Origin of the sequence: Streptomyces roseoverticillatus (assembly GCF_000719265.1) — a bacterium.
GTDB classification, from domain to species: Bacteria; Actinomycetota; Actinomycetes; order Streptomycetales; family Streptomycetaceae; genus Streptomyces; species Streptomyces roseoverticillatus.
In genome coordinates, this window is record NZ_JOFL01000005.1 from 21,174 (window position 1) to 40,981 (window position 19,808).

17 protein-coding genes and 6 tRNA genes are annotated in these 19,808 nt (G+C 74.8%); 14 read left to right on the forward strand and 9 right to left on the reverse strand.

Going from position 1 to position 19,808, the window contains the following annotated elements:
• The first annotated feature begins 730 nt into the window (after positions 1-730).
• The 3 genes from cobT (at position 731) to IF61_RS0106425 (ending at position 6,900) form a co-directional block, all read left to right on the forward strand.
• Complete coding sequence (gene cobT / locus IF61_RS33945) at positions 731-4,663, forward strand: nicotinate-nucleotide--dimethylbenzimidazole phosphoribosyltransferase (protein ID WP_425428216.1); 3,933 nt, start codon at positions 731-733, stop codon at positions 4,661-4,663.
• Positions 4,664-4,781: 118 nt separating this feature from the next.
• A complete protein-coding gene (gene cobA / locus IF61_RS0106420; RefSeq protein WP_030365270.1) occupies positions 4,782-6,017 on the forward strand; it encodes a uroporphyrinogen-III C-methyltransferase in 1,236 nt (411 codons plus the stop codon).
• Positions 6,018-6,081: 64 nt separating this feature from the next.
• A complete protein-coding gene (locus IF61_RS0106425) occupies positions 6,082-6,900 on the forward strand; it encodes a TrmH family RNA methyltransferase (RefSeq protein WP_030365271.1) in 819 nt (272 codons plus the stop codon).
• 297 nt (positions 6,901-7,197) lie between these two features.
• Here the strand turns inward: IF61_RS0106425 and IF61_RS0106430 are convergent, their stop codons facing one another.
• The gene (locus IF61_RS0106430) at positions 7,198-8,502 is read right to left on the reverse strand and encodes a serine/threonine-protein kinase (protein WP_052392451.1); all 1,305 of its coding nucleotides are present in this window, start codon (positions 8,500-8,502) and stop codon (positions 7,198-7,200) included.
• A gap of 613 nt (positions 8,503-9,115) precedes the next feature.
• Between IF61_RS0106430 and IF61_RS0106435 the strand changes: the two genes are divergently transcribed.
• Positions 9,116-9,334 carry a hypothetical protein gene (locus tag IF61_RS0106435; protein WP_030365273.1) on the forward strand — a complete coding sequence of 73 codons (219 nt, stop codon included), beginning with the start codon at positions 9,116-9,118 and terminating at the stop codon, positions 9,332-9,334.
• Positions 9,335-9,556: 222 nt separating this feature from the next.
• Here the strand turns inward: IF61_RS0106435 and IF61_RS0106440 are convergent.
• From IF61_RS0106440 to IF61_RS0106455, 4 genes are all read right to left on the reverse strand, one after another.
• Positions 9,557-9,628: transfer RNA gene (locus tag IF61_RS0106440), tRNA-Val, on the reverse strand.
• A 19-nt stretch (positions 9,629-9,647) separates the two neighbouring features.
• A tRNA-Val gene (locus IF61_RS0106445) sits at positions 9,648-9,722 on the reverse strand.
• Positions 9,723-9,750: 28 nt separating this feature from the next.
• Positions 9,751-9,822 (reverse strand) — tRNA-Val (locus IF61_RS0106450).
• Positions 9,823-9,829: 7 nt separating this feature from the next.
• Positions 9,830-9,901 (reverse strand) — tRNA-Gly (locus IF61_RS0106455).
• Positions 9,902-10,076: 175 nt separating this feature from the next.
• Here IF61_RS0106455 and IF61_RS0106460 point away from each other — a divergent pair.
• The 3 genes from IF61_RS0106460 to IF61_RS0106470 all read left to right on the forward strand — a co-directional run bounded on the left by IF61_RS0106460 (position 10,077) and on the right by IF61_RS0106470 (position 12,835).
• Positions 10,077-11,117, forward strand: coding sequence for a chorismate-binding protein (locus IF61_RS0106460; protein WP_030365274.1), 1,041 nt, complete (start codon positions 10,077-10,079; stop codon positions 11,115-11,117).
• Positions 11,114-11,935, forward strand: coding sequence for an aminotransferase class IV (locus tag IF61_RS0106465; protein ID WP_030365275.1), 822 nt, complete (start codon positions 11,114-11,116; stop codon positions 11,933-11,935). The genes IF61_RS0106460 and IF61_RS0106465 overlap by 4 nt, the downstream gene beginning before the upstream one ends.
• 63 nt (positions 11,936-11,998) lie before the next feature.
• Positions 11,999-12,835, forward strand: coding sequence for a GNAT family N-acetyltransferase (locus IF61_RS0106470; protein WP_030365276.1), 837 nt, complete (start codon positions 11,999-12,001; stop codon positions 12,833-12,835).
• Positions 12,836-12,864: 29 nt separating this feature from the next.
• Here IF61_RS0106470 and IF61_RS0106475 read toward each other — a convergent pair whose 3' ends face one another.
• The gene (locus tag IF61_RS0106475) at positions 12,865-13,368 is read right to left on the reverse strand and encodes a DsbA family protein (RefSeq protein WP_030365277.1); all 504 of its coding nucleotides are present in this window, start codon (positions 13,366-13,368) and stop codon (positions 12,865-12,867) included.
• A 226-nt stretch (positions 13,369-13,594) separates the two neighbouring features.
• On the opposite strand from IF61_RS0106475, the gene IF61_RS0106480 reads away from it, so the two are divergent.
• The gene (locus tag IF61_RS0106480; RefSeq protein WP_030365278.1) at positions 13,595-14,041 is read left to right on the forward strand and encodes a hypothetical protein; all 447 of its coding nucleotides are present in this window, start codon (positions 13,595-13,597) and stop codon (positions 14,039-14,041) included.
• 209 nt (positions 14,042-14,250) lie between these two features.
• Here the strand turns inward: IF61_RS0106480 and IF61_RS0106485 are convergent, their stop codons facing one another.
• Complete coding sequence (locus IF61_RS0106485; protein ID WP_030365279.1) at positions 14,251-14,808, reverse strand: CGNR zinc finger domain-containing protein; 558 nt, start codon at positions 14,806-14,808, stop codon at positions 14,251-14,253.
• Positions 14,809-15,026: 218 nt separating this feature from the next.
• Positions 15,027-15,440: an SsgA family sporulation/cell division regulator gene (locus IF61_RS0106490; protein ID WP_003959770.1), complete on the reverse strand. Its 414-nt coding sequence runs from the start codon at positions 15,438-15,440 to the stop codon at positions 15,027-15,029.
• Between the two features lie 192 nt (positions 15,441-15,632).
• Between IF61_RS0106490 and IF61_RS0106495 the strand changes: the two genes are divergently transcribed.
• The 4 genes from IF61_RS0106495 to IF61_RS0106510 all read left to right on the forward strand — a co-directional run bounded on the left by IF61_RS0106495 (position 15,633) and on the right by IF61_RS0106510 (position 16,924).
• On the forward strand, positions 15,633-16,088 hold the full coding sequence (locus IF61_RS0106495; RefSeq protein WP_030365280.1) for a TIGR02611 family protein: 456 nt from the start codon (positions 15,633-15,635) through the stop codon (positions 16,086-16,088).
• A 71-nt stretch (positions 16,089-16,159) separates the two neighbouring features.
• Positions 16,160-16,231, forward strand: a tRNA-Val gene (locus IF61_RS0106500).
• Positions 16,232-16,298: 67 nt separating this feature from the next.
• Complete coding sequence (locus IF61_RS0106505) at positions 16,299-16,790, forward strand: SRPBCC family protein (protein ID WP_030365281.1); 492 nt, start codon at positions 16,299-16,301, stop codon at positions 16,788-16,790.
• A 62-nt stretch (positions 16,791-16,852) separates the two neighbouring features.
• A tRNA-Val gene (locus IF61_RS0106510) sits at positions 16,853-16,924 on the forward strand.
• A gap of 96 nt (positions 16,925-17,020) precedes the next feature.
• Here IF61_RS0106510 and IF61_RS0106515 read toward each other — a convergent pair.
• Complete coding sequence (locus tag IF61_RS0106515) at positions 17,021-17,743, reverse strand: 3'-5' exonuclease (protein ID WP_030365282.1); 723 nt, start codon at positions 17,741-17,743, stop codon at positions 17,021-17,023.
• A gap of 167 nt (positions 17,744-17,910) precedes the next feature.
• Between IF61_RS0106515 and IF61_RS0106520 the strand changes: the two genes are divergently transcribed.
• Complete coding sequence (locus tag IF61_RS0106520) at positions 17,911-18,549, forward strand: DUF4365 domain-containing protein (protein WP_030365283.1); 639 nt, start codon at positions 17,911-17,913, stop codon at positions 18,547-18,549.
• Positions 18,549-19,790, forward strand: a complete 1,242-nt coding sequence (locus IF61_RS0106525) for a hypothetical protein (RefSeq protein WP_052392452.1) — start codon at positions 18,549-18,551, stop codon at positions 19,788-19,790. Before IF61_RS0106520 ends, IF61_RS0106525 begins: the two co-directional genes overlap by 1 nt.
• The last annotated feature ends 18 nt before the right edge of the window (positions 19,791-19,808 follow it).

The following is a 19,808-nucleotide window of genomic DNA, read 5'->3' on the forward strand; positions in this document are numbered from 1 at the left end:
GCCGCCCGTCCAGGGCGGTACGCATGAGAGCGGTGGGCGCGACACCGGCTCCGTCGACTACGGCGACGTCCGCACGCCCCCGGCCGCACCCGTGGCGCCGCGCCGCCCCCTCCACATGGGCCCGCCCGTCCCGGACCCCACCAGCGGAGTCGTCCGCTCCCTCGCCGACCGCGGCCCCGCCGCGCCGGCCCCCGCCCCGGGCTTCCCGCCCGTACCCCCTGCGGCGCCCGCACCGGGCCCCGAATACCTCGACACCACCACCGACGAGACGGGCATTCAGCAGGCGCCGCGCCTCGGCGAGGTGCCGCAGCAGCAGCCGGGCACGTGGGACGCCCAGCCGCAGCCGCCCGCCGCGACGGCGTTCGTGCCGCCCCAGGCAGCGGGCACGGCCGCCCCGGCGGCGCCGGTCGCCCCCGCCGGTGACGCGCCGTCAGCCGCCCCCGAGCAGCCCGCCGGGCATCCGGCGGCCCCCGAGACCCCCGCCGCGACGTCGACCGGGCTCTCCGCCATCGACGCGGTGGTCGCCGCGGCGACCGGGCAGGTCCACGTGCCGCCGAGCGTGTCCGGGCTTCCCGCGGACACGGCGGGGCAGGTCGCTGCTGCGGCCGCGCCGGTGGAGGTGCCTTCCGCCGAGGCCGTGCCGGGTGCCGAAGCCGGTGAGGTTCCGCAGTCTGCCGCGCCCGCTGATGCTCCGTCGGCTGATGCCGTGGCCGGCGCTCCGGTTGCAGTCCTGCAGGACGGTCAGCAGCCTGCCGCTCCGCAGACCGCGGCCCCCGTCGTTCCCGCCGAACCCGAACCCGAACCCGTAGGCGACGCTTCCGCGGGGGCCGAGCCGGTTCCGGGTGCCGTCCCGCAGGCGGACCAGCCTGTCGTGGCTGAGGCCGCAGCCGTTGCTGCCCCTGCCGAGGCCGCTCCGCAGGCTGAGCAGGCCGTAGACGTCGTGGCTGTTGCTGCCGATGCCCCGGCTGAGCAGACCGCGGACGCCACTGCTGCTCCGCAGCCGGACCAGCCCGTCGTGGCCGAGGCCGTCGCCCCGGCTGAGCAGGTTGCAGACGTGGCTGCGGGCGCCGACGAGGTGCAGGCCGCTGCTGTCGCCTCCGCCGCCGCACCGCCGGCCGAGCAGGCTGTAGACGTCGCCGCCACTGCTGATGCTGCGTCGCAGGCTGGACAGCCCGCGGTCGCCACTGCCGGTTCCCCTGACGCAACTCCGCAGGCTGAGCAGGTCGCTGACGCCGTTGCCGACGCTGCTCCGGAGGCCGGGCAGCCCGTCGACCCTGCCGTTGTCGTTCCGCAGGCCGTGGAGGCCGTTGCCGAGGCCGCTTGGCAGCCCGTCGCCGCTGCCGTTGCCGCGGAGGCTGTAGTTGCCGGTGCTGAGGCCCAGGCCGCGCAGCCCGGCGCGGCCGTCGCCGCTTCGCAGGCCGGGCAGCCCGCGGATCCTGCTGTTGCGGTTCCGCAGGTCGTAGAGGCCGTTGCTGAGGCTGCTTCGCTGTCCGCCGCCCCCGTTGCCGCTGGCCCGGAGGCCGTAGTCGCGGGTGCCGAGGCTCAGGCCGTGCAGCCCGGCGAAGCCGAGGGCGCTTCGCAGGCCGTGCAGCCCGTCGACCCTGCTGCCGCTGCTCCGGAGGTCGCCGTCGCGGGTGCTGAGGCCCATGCCGTGCAGCCCGGTGCAGCCGATGCTGTTGCCGACGCTGCTCCGGAGGCCGTGCAGCCCGCGGACCCCGCTGCTGTCGTTCCGCAGGCCGTAGAGGCCACTGCCGAGGCCGCTTCGCTGTCCGCCGCCCCGGTTGCCGCCGGCCCGGAGGCCGTAGTCGCGGGTGCCGAGGCCCAGGCCGTGCAGCCCGGCGGAGCCGACGCTGCTCCGCAGGCCGTGCAGCCCGTCGACCCCGCTGCCGCCGCGCCGGAAGTCGCCGTCGCGGGTGCTGATGCCCACGCCGTGCAGCCCGGTGCAGCCGATGCTGTTGCCGACGCTGCTCCGGAGGCCGGGCAGCCCGCGGACCCCGCTGCTGCTGCCCCGCAGGCCGTAGAGGCCGCTGCCGAGGCTGCTCCGCAGCCCGTCGAACCCACTGCTGCTGCCCCGGAGGCCGCCGTCTCCGGTGCCGAGGCCCAGGCGGCACAGCCCGGCGAAGCCGAGGCCGCTCCGCAGGCCGCCGCCGGTGCTCAGGCTCAGGCCGTGCAGCCCGGCGCAGCCGACGCCGCTCCGCAGGCCGGACAGTCCGCGGACCTCGCTGCTGCTGCCCCGCAGCTCGCCGAGGCCGTTGCCGAGTCTGCTTCGCAGCCTGTCGACCCCACTGCCGCCGCTCCGGAGGCCGCCGTCTCCGGTGCCGAGGCCCAGGCCGCGCACCCCGGCGCAGCCGAGGCCGCTTCGCAGGCCGGGCAGCCCGTCGCCCCCACTGCCGCCGTCGCCCAGGCCGCACAGCCTGGCGCAGCCGGCCCCGCCGCCGCTGACGTCCCGGCCGCCGCCCCGCAGCCCGGCGCAGCCGACCCCGCCCCGCAGGGTCCCGCCGACGCACCGGCAGCCTCCCCGGAGATCCCCTCCGAGCAGGCCGTCGCCGCCGACGCACCCGCCGACACCCCGTCCGCCCCGCACGCCCCCGTCGGCGTACCACAGCCCGAGCAGGCCACCATCTCCGAACCGCAGGCACCCGAGACCGAGGCCGCCGCGCACGCTCCGGCGGCCGGCAGCGAGCCCCAGGCGGCGCAGCCCGAGCAGGCCGCGGCCGGCCTGCCCGAGGCGGCGGCCGGCACCGGCGCCGACGCACAGCCCGTCGCCGAAGTCAGCATCCCCGCCCCCCAGCAGGCCCCGGACGAACCGGCCGCCGAGGCCGCGCCCGCCGTGGCACCCGACCCCGTCGTCGTCCCCGCGCCCCGCGCGGCGGAGCCCGCGGCGGAATCCGCGGGCGAGCCCGCGGTGGAGACCGTGCGGCCCGATGTCCCCGCGGCCACCGGCTACGGCGACGCCGAGCGCGAGGCCGTGCACCGCGTGATGCGGGAGCGGCGCGACATCCGCAACGGATTCCGTACGGACCCCATCCCGCACGAGGTCCTGCTGCGCGTCCTGGAGGCCGCCCACACCGCCCCCAGCGTCGGGCACTCCCAGCCCTGGGACTTCGTCGTCATCCGCTCCGCGGAGACCCGGCAGGCCATGCACGAGCTGGCACAGCGCCAGCGCGACGCGTACGCGAAGTCGCTGCCCAAGGGCCGGGCCAAGCAGTTCAAGGAAATGAAGATCGAGGCGATCCTCGAGACGCCCGTCAACATCGTCGTCACCGCCGACCCCACCCGCGGCGGCCGCCACACCCTCGGCCGGCACACCCAGCCGCAGATGGCGCCGTATTCCTCCGCGCTCGCCGTCGAGAACCTGTGGCTCGCCGCCCGCGCCGAGGGCCTCGGCGTCGGCTGGGTCAGCTTCTTCGACGAGCGCGAGATGGTCCGCAACCTGGGCCTGCCCGAGCACCTGGAGGTCGTCGCCTACCTGTGCGTCGGGTACGTCGACGAGTTCCCGGACGAGCCCGAGCTGATGCAGGCCGGCTGGTCCAAGCGCCGCCCGCTGTCGTGGGTCGTGCACGAGGAGGAGTACGGCCGCCGCGCCCTCCCCGGCGAGGACCCGCACGACCTGCTCGCCGAGACCCTCCGCGGCATCCGCCCGCTGGACGCGAAGGCGCTCGGCGAGGCCTGGGAGCGGCAGAAGCGGATGACCAAGCCGTCCGGCGCGCTCGGCATGCTGGAGATCATCTCCGCGCAGCTGTGCGGCCTGTCGCGCAAGTGCCCGCCGCCGATCCCCGAGCCCGCCGCCGTCGCGATCTTCGCGGGGGACCACGGGGTGCACGCGCAGGGCGTCACCGCGTGGCCGCAGGAGGTCACCTCCCAGATGGTCGCCAACTTCCTGGGCGGCGGGGCCGTGTGCAACGCCTTCGCCAACCAGGTCGGCGCCGAGGTCTGCGTCGTGGACGTCGGCGTCGCGGGCGAGCTGCCCAGCACCCCCGGCCTCCTGCCGCGCAAGGTCCGGCCCGGCACCGCCGACATCACCGCGGGTCCCGCCATGACCCGCGAGGAGGCGATGCGCGCCCTGGAGGTGGGCATCGAGACCGCCCGCGACCTGGTCGCGGCCGGCAACAAGGCCCTCCTGACCGGCGAGATGGGCATCGCCAACACCACGGTGTCGGCCGCCCTCGTCTCCGTCTACACCGGCGCCGACCCGGCCGAGATCACCGGCCGCGGCACCGGCATCAACGACGAGATGCACGCCCGGAAGATCGACGTCGTCCGCCGCGCGCTCGAACTCCACCAGCCGGACCCCAAGGACCCCATCGGCGTCCTGACCGCGATCGGCGGCCTGGAGCACGCGGCCCTCGTCGGCCTGATCCTCGGCGGCGCCTCGCTGCGCACCCCGGTGATCCTGGACGGCGTGAGCGCCGGCGCGGCCGCCCTCGTGGCCCGGGCGATCGCCCCCGAGGCCCTCGCGGCCTGCATCGCCGGCCACCGCAGCGCGGAGCCCGGCCACGTCGCGGCCCTCACCAAGCTCGGCCTGCGGCCCCTCGTCGACCTCGACCTGCGCCTCGGCGAGGGCACCGGCGCGCTGCTGGCCCTGCCGGTCGTGCAGAGCGCCGCCCGGGCGATGCACGAGGTCGCCACGTTCGACACGGCCGGCGTCACCGAGAAGCGCTGACGCCCCGGCGGCACGGCAAGGAGCCGGGGCGGAACGCCCGCCCCGGCCCTGACCGGCCCCCTCGGCCCCGTAAGGTGTCCTCACCAGCGCTTTCGCCCACGAGGAGACCCGCACCCCCATGGCCGAGCACAACGAATCCGCCGCCTACCCCGTCGGACTGCGCCTCGCGGGCCGCCGCGTCGTCGTCCTCGGCGGCGGCCAGGTCGCCCAGCGCCGCCTCCCCGCGCTGATCGCCGCCGGCGCGGACGTCCTGCTGATCTCCCCGTCCGCCACCCCGTCCGTCGAGGCCATGGCCGACGCCGGAGAGGTGCGCTGGGAGCGCCGCCGCTACGCGGACGGCGACCTCGACGGTGCCTGGTACGCCCTCATCTCCACGAACGACCCCGACGCCAACCGGGCCGCCTCCGCCGAGGCCGAGGCCCGCCGCGTGTGGGCCGTGCGCAGCGACGACGCCGAAGCCGCCACGGCGTGGACGCCCGCCACCGGCCGCAGCGAAGGCATCACCGTCGCCGTCCTCACCGGCCGCGATCCCCGCCGCTCCGCCGCCGTCCGCGACGCCATCGTCGAGGGCCTGCGCGACGGCTCCCTGACGGCCCCGCACTTCCGCACTCACCCCGCCGCGGGCCACGTCGCCCTCGTCGGCGGCGGCCCCGGCGACCCCGACCTCATCACCGTGCGCGGCCGCCGGCTCCTCGCCCGGGCCGACGTCGTCATCGCCGACCGCCTCGGCCCGCGCGACCTCTTGGACGAGCTCCCCCCGCACGTCGAGGTCATCGACGCCGCGAAGATCCCGTACGGCCGCGCCATGGCCCAGGAAGCCATCAACAACGCCCTGATCGAGCACGCCCGGGCCGGCAAGGCCGTCGTCCGCCTCAAGGGCGGCGACCCCTACGTCTTCGGCCGTGGCATGGAAGAGGCCCAGGCACTGGCCGAGCACGGCATCCCGTGCACCGTCGTCCCCGGCATCTCCAGCACCATCAGCGTCCCCGGCGCCGCCGGCATCCCCGTCACCCACCGCGGCGTCGCCCACGAGTTCACCGTCGTCAGCGGCCACGTCGCCCCCGACGACCCGCGCTCCCTCGTCGACTGGGAGGCCGTCGCCCGGCTCCGCGGCACGCTCGTCCTGCTGATGTCCGTCGAGAACATCGGCGCCATCGCCGGGACCCTCGTCCGGCACGGCCGGCCGGCCGCCACCCCCGTCGCCGTCGTGCAGGAGGGCACCACCGCCGCCCAGCGGCGCGTCGACGCGACCCTCGCGACCGTCGGCGAGCGCGTCAAGACGGAAGGCATACGGCCCCCCGCGGTCATCGTCATCGGCGACGTCGTAACGGTCGGCACCGGAACCGGCCGCTGAGGCCGCCGGAGCCCACCACCGCACCGCACCGCGACCGAGCACCCCGTACCGAGGACCGAGGACCATGGCCGACATCATCACCATCGACGACCCCGCCGACCCGCGCCTGCACGACTACACCGGCCTGACCGACGTCGAGCTGCGCCGCCGCCGCGAACCCGCCGAAGGGCTCTTCATCGCCGAGGGCGAGAAGGTCATCCGGCGCGCCCGCCACGCCGGGTACGAGATGCGCTCGATGCTGCTGTCCGCCAAGTGGGTCGACGTGATGCGCGACGTCATCGAGGAGGCGCCCGCCCCCGTCTACGCCGTGAGCCCCGAGCTCGCCGAACGGGTGACGGGCTATCACGTCCACCGCGGGGCCCTCGCCTCCATGCAGCGCAAGCCCCTCCCGACCGCGGCCGAGCTCCTGCGGACCACGCGCCGCGTCGCCGTCATGGAGGCCGTGAACGACCACACGAACATCGGGGCCATCTTCCGCAGCGCGGCGGCCCTCGGCATGGACGCCGTCCTGCTCTCCCCGGACTGTGCCGACCCCCTCTACCGGCGCTCGGTCAAGGTCTCCATGGGCGCCGTGTTCTCCGTGCCCTACGCGCGCCTGGAGACCTGGCCCCGCGACCTGGAGATCGTGCGCGAGGCGGGCTTCCGGATCCTGGCCCTCACCCCCGACGAGAAGGCCACGTCCATCGACGCGGCCGCACCGCACCGCCTGGACCGCGTCGCCCTGATGCTCGGCGCGGAGGGCTCCGGCCTGTCCACGCGCGCCCTGATGGCGGCGGACGAATGGGTGCGCATCCCCATGGCCCACGGCATCGACTCGCTCAACGTGGGCGCGGCGGCGGCCGTGTCGTTCTACGCGGTGACGGCGGGTCGGCCGCCGGCTTAGCGGGTACGGGTGACTGCCCTTCTCCACGGATTCCGCCGGACCCTCGCCGAGGAGGTTGCTCGCCGCGGCGGCGGGCATTCTCCTGAATGCGCACCGGTCAGCCTTGACGACCCGGCCCGATCCGATGTTTTCCGCCGCAACGGCGAAGCACCACAACGCGCCGGATCGGCGGTGCCGTAACCGGCCATGACGCCGTAACCCGGCCGGAGCCGAGGCGCTGGGCCGGGCCGCGCCATGAGGTCCGGGCCGGCTAGTGCCATGAGGCCGGCCGGTCAGCGCCGGAACGCCCGGCTCCGCTCAGCCCCCGCCGCCCGGCGCCCGGTCACCCCGCTGCGAAGAAACCGAAGGCACCGCCGGTAGCCCATCCGCGCGCCGGTCCGGCCCCTGGCAGCCCTGGGCCACGGCGATGCCCAGCGCCACCAGCAGCGTCACCACGACGAAGACGGTCACCCGCTGCCGCAGCAGCCGGGGATCCCGCGGGGGCGCGGACCGCCGGGCCCCCGCACCCGTCCGCGCCGCGGGCTGCCCGCGCCGGCCGGCCGCGGCCCCCGCGGCACCCCGGGCGGCGGCCTGCCCACGCTGGCCGCCCACCCGCCCCGGCCGCGCGGCCGGCCGCCGGCCGCCGGGCTCGGGCCGGGCCTGCGGCGGATGATGCGGCGCCGGCGCCTTGACCGTAGGCCGCTCCGTACGCTGCTCCGCATACTCCGCGGCGCGCCGGTCAGCCGACCGGTCGGGCTCACGGCGCGTCAGGGGAACCCGGCCCTCGGAGATGCCCTGTGCCTCCCGGGCCGCGATCTCCTTGAGGCGCAGGGACAGCTGCAGCGTGCTCGGCCGCTCCTCGGGGTCCTTGGCCAGACACGCGTGGATCAGCGGCGCCAGAGCGTCCGGCACGGCCATGAGCTGCGGTTCCTCGTGGACGACGCGGTAGAGCATGACCTCCGAACTGCCCTGGCCGAAGGGTGAGTCCGCGGTCGAGGCGTACGCGAGGGTCGCGCCGAGGGCGAAGACGTCCGTGGCGGGGGTCACCGCGGCGCCCCGGACCTGCTCGGGGGCGAGGAAGCCGGGGGAGCCGACCGCGGTGCCCACGTGGGTGAGCGTGCTCGCGCCCGTCGCCCACGCGATGCCGAAGTCGATGATGCGGGGGCCCTTGGGGGACAGCAGGATGTTCGACGGCTTGAGGTCCCGGTGCACCACGCCCGCGTCGTGCACGGCCAGCAGGCCCTCGGCCAACGCCGCCCCGATGGAGGCGGTCTGAGCGGCCGACAGCGGCCCGTCCTCGTTCACCTTGTCGTGCAGGGAGGGCCCCGGCACGTACTGCGTCGCGAACCAGGGGCGGTCCGCGTCCAGGTCGGCGGCCACGAGCCGCGCCGTACAGCCGCCGCGGATCCGCCGGGCCGCCTGCACCTCGCGCGCGAACCGCGAGCGGAACTCCTGGTCCTCGGCCAGGTCCGGCCGGATCACCTTCAGTGCCACGCGCTGCCCGCGCCGGTCGGAGCCGAGGTACACCACGCCCATGCCGCCCGCGCCGAGCCGGCGGTGAAGCCGGAACGAGCCGACGACACGCGGGTCCTCGCGCCGGAGCCGCATCATCGCCATCTTCATCCCCGCTGCCCGGTCCGTCTGACGTGGCACAGCTTACGGATTGACGGGCGGGCGCGCTGATAGGCCGCGCATGCGTCGGCAAGTGGATTGCCCGCGCCCGGTGCGGCCGGCCGGCCGCGGGCCCGGTGCGGCCGCGGTGCGCCTCGGCTGCAAGGGGGTGAGGTCAAGGGCCCGCCGCGGCAGGGGGATTGGGGCCGTGCCCGGCCCTGGACCACCCGTTCCGTACGAGGCGAGAGGGGGTAGTGGGGCGGGTGCGGCAAGCGGGGGAGCGGCCGCCCGGGCAGTGAAGATCATTACGCCCGGGGGCGGGCCGGACGTGATCGAAACCACACCGGCCGGGGCGGGCGGCGGACACCTCCGGGGCTCCCCCTCCGGGAAGTCCCCAAGGGACGGACCGCTCGTCTCCAACCAGGGGAGTAGCCGCCCGGGCCCCGCTCATCCTCCCGGATGCCCGCCAATCGGTACGAGGGCATGACGTCCGCCCGGGGCCGCGCGCCTAGATTGGAGACCGAGCGGCGGGTGGAGCACTCGTCCCCCGAGGTCAGACGCCCGCCGCTCGTGCGACTTCACAAGGCAAGGGGACGGCGAGGACGAAAGGACGGGGAGCGGAACCATGGCGGAGACGATGGGACGTACGGTCAGCCGGGCGCGCGGTCACCGCGCCGCCGGCCTGGTCGCGGGCCTCTTCGCACCGCGGCCCTCCGGCACCCGGCACCCGCTGGTGGCGGTGGCCATGGTGGTGCCCCTCGCGGCCTTCCTCGCCTTCCTCTTCGGCGGCTGGGACGCCGTCGTCACACAAGCGTCGTCCGTCGCCGGAATGCTGGGGCGCTGAGCGCCCCGGGCCCGGGAGAGCGGCCCGGGCCGGGGACAAGCCGGTGGATCAACCCCGTGGGGACGGGGGTACGGCGGACGGCACGAAGGGCCGGGCACCTGGGGAGGCGCCCGGCCCTTCGTACTGCTCTCATCCCGGCCGCGCCGGTCACTCGCACGCGTGCTGCCTGCGGAAACGGCCGGAGGCCGGAGCCCTTGAGCCCCGGCCTCCGGCCGATCGGTGTGCGCGATACTGGGATTGAACCAGTGACCTCTTCCGTGTCAGGGAAGCGCTCTCCCGCTGAGCTAATCGCGCGGGAAGGTCCGTGAAGACCTGGTGGACGATACTGGGATTGAACCAGTGACCTCTTCCGTGTCAGGGAAGCGCTCTCCCGCTGAGCTAATCGTCCGGGATGCCCTGCGAAGACGCAGGTAGCGTGCGCGATACTGGGATTGAACCAGTGACCTCTTCCGTGTCAGGGAAGCGCTCTCCCGCTGAGCTAATCGCGCGGGAAGGTCCGACGACGAGACTCGAACTCGCGACATCCACCTTGGCAAGGTGGTGCTCTACCAACTGAGCTACGTCCGCAGTGTCTGTCCGGTCCGCTTCCGCGTCCCGGCGACGTGTTGAACTCTAGCGGATTCCGGCGCCAGCTCAAATTCCGTTTCCGCAGCGTGCTGCCCTGATTGTTCACCCGGGCCACTCCGGACGGCCCCGCCATAGACTCAATGACGTGCACAGCTTCCCCCCGAGCCTTCCTCCGATGGCCCGCTTCGGCGGCCTCCTCGCCACCGATCTGCGCGATGTCACCCGCGACCCGGCAGCCCTGGAGTCCACGGGCTGGTGGGCGGTGGTCGCGGACTTCGAGGGGCGGCTGACCTGCGCGCGCTTCGGCGACGTACGGCCGGAGCCGCCCCGCGCCGCGGACTCCGCCCGGTGGCGCGGCCCCGCCCCCGGGGACTGGACGAGCTCCCTGGACCGCGCCGCCTACACCGCGGGCGTCCGCCGCATCCGCGAGCACATCGCGGCGGGCGAGGTCTACCAGGCCAATCTCTGCCGCGTCCTCAGCGCGCCGCTGCCCGACCCGGCCACGGCCGACGTCGACGCCCTCACCGCCCTCCTCGCGCGCGACAACCCCGCCCCCTACGCGGGCTGCATCCGCCTCCCCGCCCACGGCGTCGAGGTCGCCACCGCCTCGCCCGAGCTCTATCTGCGCCGCACCGGCCGCACCGTCGAGTCCGGCCCCATCAAGGGCACCGGCCGCACCGCCGCCGACCTGCTGGAGAAGGACCACGCCGAGAACGTGATGATCGTGGACCTCGTCCGCAACGACCTCGGACGCGTCTGCGCCACCGGCTCCGTGACCGTCCCCGCACTCTGCGCGGTCGAGCCCCACCCCGGGCTGGTCCACCTCGTCTCCACCGTGCGCGGCCGGATCGCCGACGGCGCCGGGTGGGCGGAGCTGTTCTCGGCCACCTTCCCGCCCGGCTCGGTCACCGGCGCCCCCAAGGAGAGCGCCCTGCAGATCATCCGCGACCTGGAGACCGCCCCCCGCGGCCCCTACTGCGGCGGCATCGGCTGGGTCGACGCCGACCGCGGCACCGGTCAGCTCGCCGTCGGCATCCGCACCTTCTGGATCGACCGCACCGCCACGCCCGCCCCCGTCCTCCGCTTCGGCACCGGCGCCGGCATCACCTGGGGCTCCGACCCCGAGCGCGAGTGGGCCGAGACGGAACTCAAGGCTTCCCGGCTGCTCGCGATAGCGTCGGGCACCCATCAGCCGCTCGGAGGGACGATCCGGTGACGATCTGGCTCAACGGTTCGCTGCACGACACCGACAGCGCGCGCGTCTCGGTCCTCGACCACGGCCTGACCGTCGGCGACGGAGTCTTCGAGACCCTCAAGGCCGTCCGGGGCCGCCCGTTCGCCCTGACCCGCCACCTCGCCAGGCTGACCGCCTCGGCCCGCGCCCTCGGCCTGCCCGAACCCGACCTCGACGAGATCCGCCGCGCCTGCACGGCCGTCCTCGGCGCCAACCCCATGCCGCGCGGCCGGCTCCGCATCACCTACACCGGCGGCCTCGCCCCGCTCGGCTCCGAACGCGGCGCCGCGCGCCCCACCCTCGTCGTCGCCGTCGCCGAGACGCCCCCGCCCGCCGCCACGGCCGCCGTCGTCACCGTGCCCTGGACCCGCAACGAACACGGCGCCCTGGCCGGCATCAAATCCACCTCGTACGGCGAGAACGTCGTCGCCCTCGCCCGCGCCAAGGCGCACGGCGCCACCGAGGCCCTGCTCGCCAACACCGCCGGGGCGCTGTGCGAGGGCACGGCCTCCAACGTCTTCGTCGTCCTCGACGGGGAGCTGCACACCCCGCCCCTCGCCTCCGGCTGCCTCGCCGGAATCACCCGCGCCCTCGTCCTGGAATGGGCCGGCGCCAAGGAGACCGAGCTGCCCTACGACGTCCTGGAGCGCGCCGAGGAGGTCTTCCTGACCTCCACCCTCCGCGACGTCCAGGCCGTCCGCGCCGTCGACGGGCGGGAACTGCCCGGCGCCCCGGGCCCGGTCACCGCCAAGGCCGCCCGGATCTTCGACGAGCAGTCGACGGCGGACCTCGACCCGTAAGCGCCGCGGACCGCACCCGCAAACCGCGTGACGCGGGGCCGCCGCGCCCGGTACAACACCAAGGTGACCACCACCCTGCGGCCCACCGCACCCGAGCAGCGCGGCCCCGGCGGCGCCCGGTCCCGCTCGTACGAGGTCTGCGTCAACAGCAGGCCCGTGGGCGCGGTCGACCTGAGCACCGACCACCGCTTCGGACCGGCCGCCGGGCGCATCGTCCGGCTCGCCATCGACGAGCGCGACCGCCACCGCGGGCGCGGCACCGTTGCCGCGCTCGCCGCCGAGGAAGTGCTGCGGAGCTGGGGCTGCACCCGCATCGAGGTGTCCATCGACGCCGGCTCCGAGGTGGGCCTCGGCCTCGCCGGCGCCCTCGGCTACGCCGAGCGCAACCGGAACATGGCCAAAACGCTGACCGCCGCCCCCCGGCTGCCCGAGGGCACCGAAGGACGGCGGATGACGGACGCCGAGTACACCAGCTGGCGGGAGGAGTCCCGCGCCGCCTACATGCAGGATTGGATCGACCGGGGCGTCCCGGCCGACCAGGCCCGCGCCAAGGCCGAGGCTGACGACCGCCTGCTGCTGCCCGACGGCGCCGCCACCGCCGGCACCGTGCTGCGCGTCCTCACCCACGAGGGCACCCCCGTCGGCACCCTCTGGGTGGCGCTGCGCGACGGTGGCCCGGACACGCCGGACGCGTACGTCTACGACGTCGAGGTCGCGCCCGCCCAGCGGGGCCGCGGCCACGGCAGGTCACTGATGCTCCTGGCGGAGGCCGAGGTGCTCGCGCTCGGCGCGCGGACCCTCGGCCTCAACGTCTTCGCCGGCAACGTGCCCGCTTTGCGGCTGTACGAGTCGCTGGGCTACGCACCGACGGCGCACCACTTGTACAAGCCACTGCTCTAGCCGCAGCCGGTGGCGCGCGGCGGACCGCGCTACGCGAGGAGCCGGTCCGCGATCTCCTCGATGCGTTCGCGCAGCCCGTCCTGGTTCCTGCTGCCGTCCAGCAGCTCGCCGCCGATGACGTACGTGGGCGTGCCCGTCACGCCGATCGCCTTGCCCTCGGCCTGGTCCGCGTCCACGATCAGCATGTGGCGGCCGTCGACGAGGGCGGTGTCCAGCTCCTCGGCGTCCAGCCCGAGCTCGCCCGCCACCTCGGTCAGCAGCTGCTCGCCGCGCGCGCCCAGCTCCTCGGCCCGGGCCAGCACGGCCTCCGCGTACGGCCAGCCCCGCCCCTGCTCGGCCGCCTCCTCCGCGGCCTGCGCCGCGGCGTAGGAATGCTTGTGCTTCTCCAGGGGGAAGTGCCGCAGCCGCAGCTCCAGCCGGTCGCCGTAGCGTGCGCGCAGCGCCCGCAGGTCGTCCAGCGCGGTGCGGCAGTCGGGGCACTGGAGCTCGCACCACACGTCGAGGACGGCGGGGGAGGTGTTGGTCTCGCTCATGCGGCCAGTCTTCCAGGCGGCGGGGGCGGCGGCCCTCCGGGTCTCCCCGGCCCGGTGCGGCCCGCTCCCGGCCCCGGCCCCCGCGGCCTGCCTGGTCCTCAGGGATGACTGCCGTCAGGGACGACCCGGAGATCTCCCTGAGCCCGGCGTCCGGCCATGGCCGCTCCGGCGGCGGACGGTGCACGATGGAAGGGCGAGCCCGGCAGCGAAGAGCAGGAGGAGCCCGATGCTGACCTCGACCATCTGCGCCGCGGTGTCCGCGGCAGGCCTCGGCATCGCCGCGCTGACCGCCTACCGCAAGCGGTTCCTCGCGGCGACCCGGATCGCCGCCTTCTCCCTTGTTCCCATCGGGCTGGTCCTGACCGGGATCGTCGACTGGCTCACCGATGTCGTCTTCAAGCCGAGCGTCTGGGCCGGCTTCGGGATCCTCGCGCTCTCCGCCCTGCTGTTCATGGTGAGCAGAGTGGCCGAGCGGCGCCGCGTCGGCGGCGGCCGCAAGGAGCGCACGGCGGCGGAGGCGGGTGCGCAGCGCGATGCCATGGCCCCCGGTGCTTCCGCTCCGTCACTGGGCCCGGGCCGCGGTGCGAGCCGTCCGCAGGGCAAGGCGAAGAAATCGGCCGACGGGGAGGACTTCTCCGATATCGAGGCCATTCTGAAGAAGCACGGAATATGACGGGCCGTCGGGCTCGTCCGCCGGGACGCCGCCCCGGCGGGATTGTCGGCTGCCCGGATCCGGGTCCGTAGCGCGCACTGCCCGCGGTCCGGTGCGCGTATGCCCGCAGTCGTTTTCCGGGTAATGCACCCGGCGTGCATTGGCCCGCCCGTGTTTTCCCGTACGCCGACGGAGAACCGCACGGGAAATGCGGCCGGTCCTGCCCGGATTCAGACCTTTGCGCCCGGCTCCTCGGCCTCGGCCTCCGCTCCCCGCCGCCGCGCCCGGTACGCGGCCACGTGCAGCCGGTTCCCGCACGTGCGCCCGTCGCAGTAGCGCCGCGAGCGGTTGCGGGACAGGTCCACGAAGGCGTGCCCGCAGTCCGGCGCGTGGCAGCGCCGCAGCCGGTCCCGCTCGCCCGCGACCAGCAGGAACGCCAGCGCCATGGCCCCGTCGGCCGCGAGGTTCTCGGCGACCGAGGCCCCGGGGGCGAAGTAGTGCACGTGCCAGTCGTAGCCGTCGTGCGCGCTCAGCTGCGGCGTCGTCCCGGCCTCGGCCACCAGCTCGTTGATCAGCCGGGCCGCCTCGCCCGTGCTCTCCGCGTCGAAGACCTGCCCGAACCGCTCGCGTATCGACCGCACCGCGGCGACGTCCCGCTCCCGCAGCACGACGCCGGTGATCCCGTGCCGCGCCACGAAGGAGCGCAGCTCCTCCAGGTCCTGCGGGCCCGTGTTGACGAGGTCGACGACGGAGTCGAGCGCAGCCTTGGTGTCGTGGTTGATCTGCACGTTCGTAGGCTCCCTGGCCGGACGGAGGCGGCAAGTGTTCGACCGCGGCCCACGACCTTACTGGCTGGGCGGCACCCGCGGGGCCCGTAGCGCGACGGCGCCGTCGCCCCGCGGACCGTTCCGCGGACGACGGCGCCGTGCCGTGCCCTGTGTGCGAGATGTGGCGCGCAGCCTCCCCGAGTGGGCTGGCGCGCTCCGGGGTCAGCCCCGGCCCGGCCTCAGCTCTCCGCCAGGATGTGGGAGAGCTCCGTGTCCAGGTCGAAGTGACGGTGCTCGGTGCCCGGCGGCACCGCGGCGTCCGTCCGCTTGAGGAACGACTCCAGGGCCCGCGCGGGGGCCTCCAGCAGCGCCTCGCCCTCAGGGGAGCTCAGCGCGATGCACACGACGCCCTGACCGTGGCTGCGGGACGGCCAGACACGGACGTCGCCGGTGCCGGTGGGCCGGTGCAGCCCTTCGGCGAGCAGATCGCGGGCAAACACCCATTCGACCGTTTCTTCGGCTCCGGTGTGGAACGTGGCGTGCACGGCATACGGATCGGCCGTGTCGTACCGCAGGCCTGCGGGGACAGGCAGTGAGGATTCGCTCGACACGACGAGGCGCAAGTGCAGCTCGCAGCTGACCGTGGTGTTCATAAGCGCCAGGGCCTTTCGCTCAGTGTGCGCTCGGGGATTCGCACGTCGGCGAAATCGACATGCCACCTACGGTGCCGTTGTAAACCCCTCTGACCGTTTTGAGACTGTTCGGATACCTCGGACGGCGCAGCCGCTCGCGACGGAATACCGCCATTCCGGTGAGTTCCGGAACGGTCCGGTAGGTTGGGGCGTATGAATGCGGAGAGTGACCGGCGGCAGGACGCCGCCGCGACGGGGGACGGGACGCGGGACGGGGACGGCGGGGGCGCCGCGCAGCCCGGCCTCGGGTCCCGGGCGCCCCGCTTCATCAAGCGCTCGCGGGCCCTGCACGTGAGCTGGCAGGTCGGTGTCTTCGTCGTCGGCCTGGCCGTCGTCGTCGCCGGCATCATCATGCTGCCCCTGCCCGGCCCCGGCTGGCTCGTGATCTTCGCGGGCATGGCCATCTGGGCCACGGAGTTCGTCTGGGCCCAGCTCGTGCTGCGCTGGACCAAGCGCAAGGTCACCGAGGCGGCCCAGCGCGCCCTCGACCCCCGGGTCCGGCGGCGGAACATCATCATCACCGTGACCGGCCTGGTGATCGCCGGCGCCCTCGCCGGGATCTACCTCTGGAAGTTCGGCCTGGTCCTGCCGTGGAAGGTGCACGCCTAGCCACCCCCGCCGACCGGCCCGCCGGCGGTTCAAAGCACCGTCTGACATGCGGTAATGTTTGCGGTGCGCCCGGGCGATTAGCTCAGCGGGAGAGCGCTTCGTTCACACCGAAGAGGTCACTGGTTCGATCCCAGTATCGCCCACACAGGACAGAGGGTCCGCAAGGTTCACCCCTTGCGGACCCTCTGTCCTTCGGTGTCCGCTGGTCCCATGCCCTCACCGGCCCTCTCCCGGATCCACCGCTACCGCTTCCATGGCTCGTGGGCCCTCGCCGCCCCGCCCGACACCGTCTACGCCCGCCTCGAAGCCGTCGAGGGCTACCCCCGCTGGTGGCCGCAGGTCCGCGAGGTCCACCAGGCCGACGCCACCTCCGGCACCGCCCGCATCCGCTCCTTCCTCCCCTTCGACCTGACCGTGGCCGTCCGCTCCACCCGGCACGACCCCGCCGCCCGCGTCCTGGAGATCGCCATGACGGGCGACATCGAGGGCTGGGCCCGCTGGACCGTCCTCCCGCAGGGCCCCGCGGCCTCCACCGCCCGCTACGAGCAGGACGTCGAGGCCCGCAAGCCCCTCCTCAGGCGCCTCGCCCTGCCCGCCAGACCCTTCTTCGCCGCCAACCACGCCTGGATGATGCGCACCGGCCGGCGCGGCCTGCAGGCCCTGCTGGCCGACCGGCCGGCCGGCGGTGCGGGAGGGATTTGATGGAGGGCCGCCACGACCTGTATTGTTCAGTGCGTTGCCGGGGGAAACCCCGCACGAATCCCGGGCGATTAGCTCAGCGGGAGAGCGCTTCGTTCACACCGAAGAGGTCACTGGTTCGATCCCAGTATCGCCCACATGCAGGCAAGGCCGGTCCGTCAATCGACGGACCGGCCTTGTGCGTTGCCCGCCCGTAAGCCCGTAAGCCGTGCCCCAAGGCACCCGGGCACCGCTCACGCCGCGGCCGGCAGCGACGGCCGCAGCGGCCACGCCGGATCGCACGCCTCCTCCGTCCCGTTCCGTGCGAACCACGCCTGCAGGCCCCGCGCCTGTGCCGCGTGCCACACCGCCTGCCGGGCGTGCAGCTCCGCCGGGCTCAGCCGCTCCAGCCGCGCCGCGAACCGGCGCCCCACCGCCCGCACCACCTGCAACGACGCCAGAGCGTCCGACGCCGCGTCATGCGCGCCCGTCAGCTCCACCCCGTACTGCGCGCACAGGTCCGTCAGCGTCCGGCGCCCCTTGCGATAGCGGTCCAGGTGCTTGTCCAGCACCCACGGATCCAGCACGCACAGCGGCGCCGCCCCCAGGTAGTCGGCCAGCGACGACGCCCGGTGCCGCCGCAACTCGCGGTCCAGCAGCGTCAGGTCGAACGGCGCGTTCATCACCACCAGCGGTGTCGCGCGCGCCGCCTGCCCGGCCAGCGCCCGCGCCACCTCCTCCATGACCGGAGCCGGCCACCGGCCGTTCCGCTGCAGATAGGCGTCGGTCAGCCCGTGTATCGCAACGGCCCCCTCCGGCACCGGAACCCCCGGGTCGACCAGCCAGCGCGTCACTACCGGAGCGGCCTCGGCCGCCGACTGCACCACGAGGGCCGCCGACACGATCCGGTCGTGCTCGACATCCACCCCGGTGGTCTCGGTGTCGAACGCGGCGAGTGTCCCCTCGAACCAGCACATCTTCACAACTCCTCGCACTTGCCCGGCGAATGGCGTGTTTCACCCTCCCCGGCAGGTGATACCCGGCTGTGGAGTCATGCGAACCGCCGTTGTTTGCACGGGAGTTGCAAAGGAAACAACACAGATGTACGGATCGAACGCCCGAACACGCCCGGAAGGATTCGGACATGGCGTTCCCGCGGCCCGACCCGGGCGGGCTGCTGTCTGAGCTTCCCGAGCCCCCCGCCCCGGCCCCCGTGCGCGGCTCGCTCGCCACCACCGCCTGCATGGAGACGCTCCAGATCGGCTATCTGCACGCCGTCGCCGCGGCCGCGGGCTGCTCGCTCGCCCAGCCCTTCCCCGACCACGGCATCGACTGGCACATCAGCCACACCGCCCCCGGCCACGCCGTCGACGACGAAGTCACCATCAAGGTGCAGCTCAAATGCACCTACCAGCTCGGCCCCCGCCCGGCCGTGCAGCCGCCGCCCCGCGCCCCGGCACCCCCGGCCGGCCGGGCCGTCCCGCTGCCGGCGCCCACCTTCGCCTTCACCCTCGACAACGGCCACCTGGCCAAGCTGGCCCGCACCCCCGTCGCCGTCCACCGGATCCTCGTCGTGATGATCGTGCCGAGATCGCGCGACGACTGGCTGCGCGCCGGCCACGACAGCCTCCACCTGAGGCACTGCTGTTATTGGACGAACCTCGCCGGCCACCCCGTGACCGGCAGGCAGCGGACCACCGTGCGGATCCCGGCCACACGCGTCTTCGACGACCGCGCACTCTGCGAGATCATGACGCGGGTCGGGGCGGGAGGGAGACCCTGATGCACCGGCCGACCGAGCAGCCCGGACGCCCGCCCCGGCACACCCCGCCCGGCGGCCCCCCGCCCGAGACCGTCGACCCCGCCGTCCTCACCGCCCTCCTCGCCCGCCACGGCTGGCGCCGCAGCGGCGCGGCAGCAGGCACGTACAGCCGCTGGACGCCCCCCGACACCGGCACGGGAGCCCGCGGCCGCGCCCCCCGCACCAGCCTCCTCGTTCCCGAAAGCCGCACCTACCCCGACAGCACCGACCTCATCGCCGAAGCGCTCGCCGCACTCCAGCACAGCGCCACCCCCTCCGCCCCCGACATCCTCATCGCCCTGCGCACCCCCCTCGACGAGATCCACTGGCAGCGCGACACCCCCGAGCCCGACGCGCCCGCGGCCGCCTGGGCCGCCCAGGAACAGCTGCGCTCCGGCGCCCGCGCCCTCCTCCTCGCCGCGGCCCTGGCCACGCGCGGCCGCGCCGGCTACCACGGCGCCCGCCACCGCCGGCACGCCGAAGCCGCCCTCGACCGCCTCCTCGCCGGCCCCACCGCCGGCGGCCGCGAGCTGACGACCTTCCTCCCCGTGGGCACGAGCGCGGCGCCCGGCCCCGACGACGGCCGGCTGATCACCACCACGCTGCTCCGCGCCCTCTGCGCCGCCCGCGACGCCACCGACCACCAGCGGGCCACCGGCGGCGCCGACGCCTTCGAACCGGCCGTCGAGGCGGGCGTCTGCCAGGAGCTCACCGAGGCGATCGGCAAGCTCGTCCGCGGCTCCGGAGGCATCCGCATCACCCTCCACTGGGCCCCCGCGGCAGGCCCGCCCGACGGCTTCGCGGCCCGCCCCGGCCCCGTCGAGTTCACCCCCGGCGACCTGCCCGTCCTCCGCGAGGCCGGCGCCCGCTACATCCGCGACGAGCCGCCCGTCACCGTCCACCTCACCGGAGTGGTCCTCCGCATGCGCCGCGAGGCCCAGAGCGGCCCCGGAGCGGTCCGGCTCAGGATCCTCTCCGGCGCGGACGTGCCCCAGCTCCGCGCCGTCCTGGACGAGGACGACTACCGCATCGCGGGCCACGCCCACCTCGTCGGCCTGCCCGTCCGCATGAGCGGCCGCCTGGAGAGCAAGGGCGGCTTCCGGCGCCTGACCGACGCCCGCGACGTCATGCCCGTACGGGTCGAGGACGGGGAGCGGGACCGCCTGCTGAAGTCGCTCCACGAGAACCTCGACTTCTTCGGGGAGGCGTGCGGCGGCGACTGAAGGAGCACCCTCTCCGGG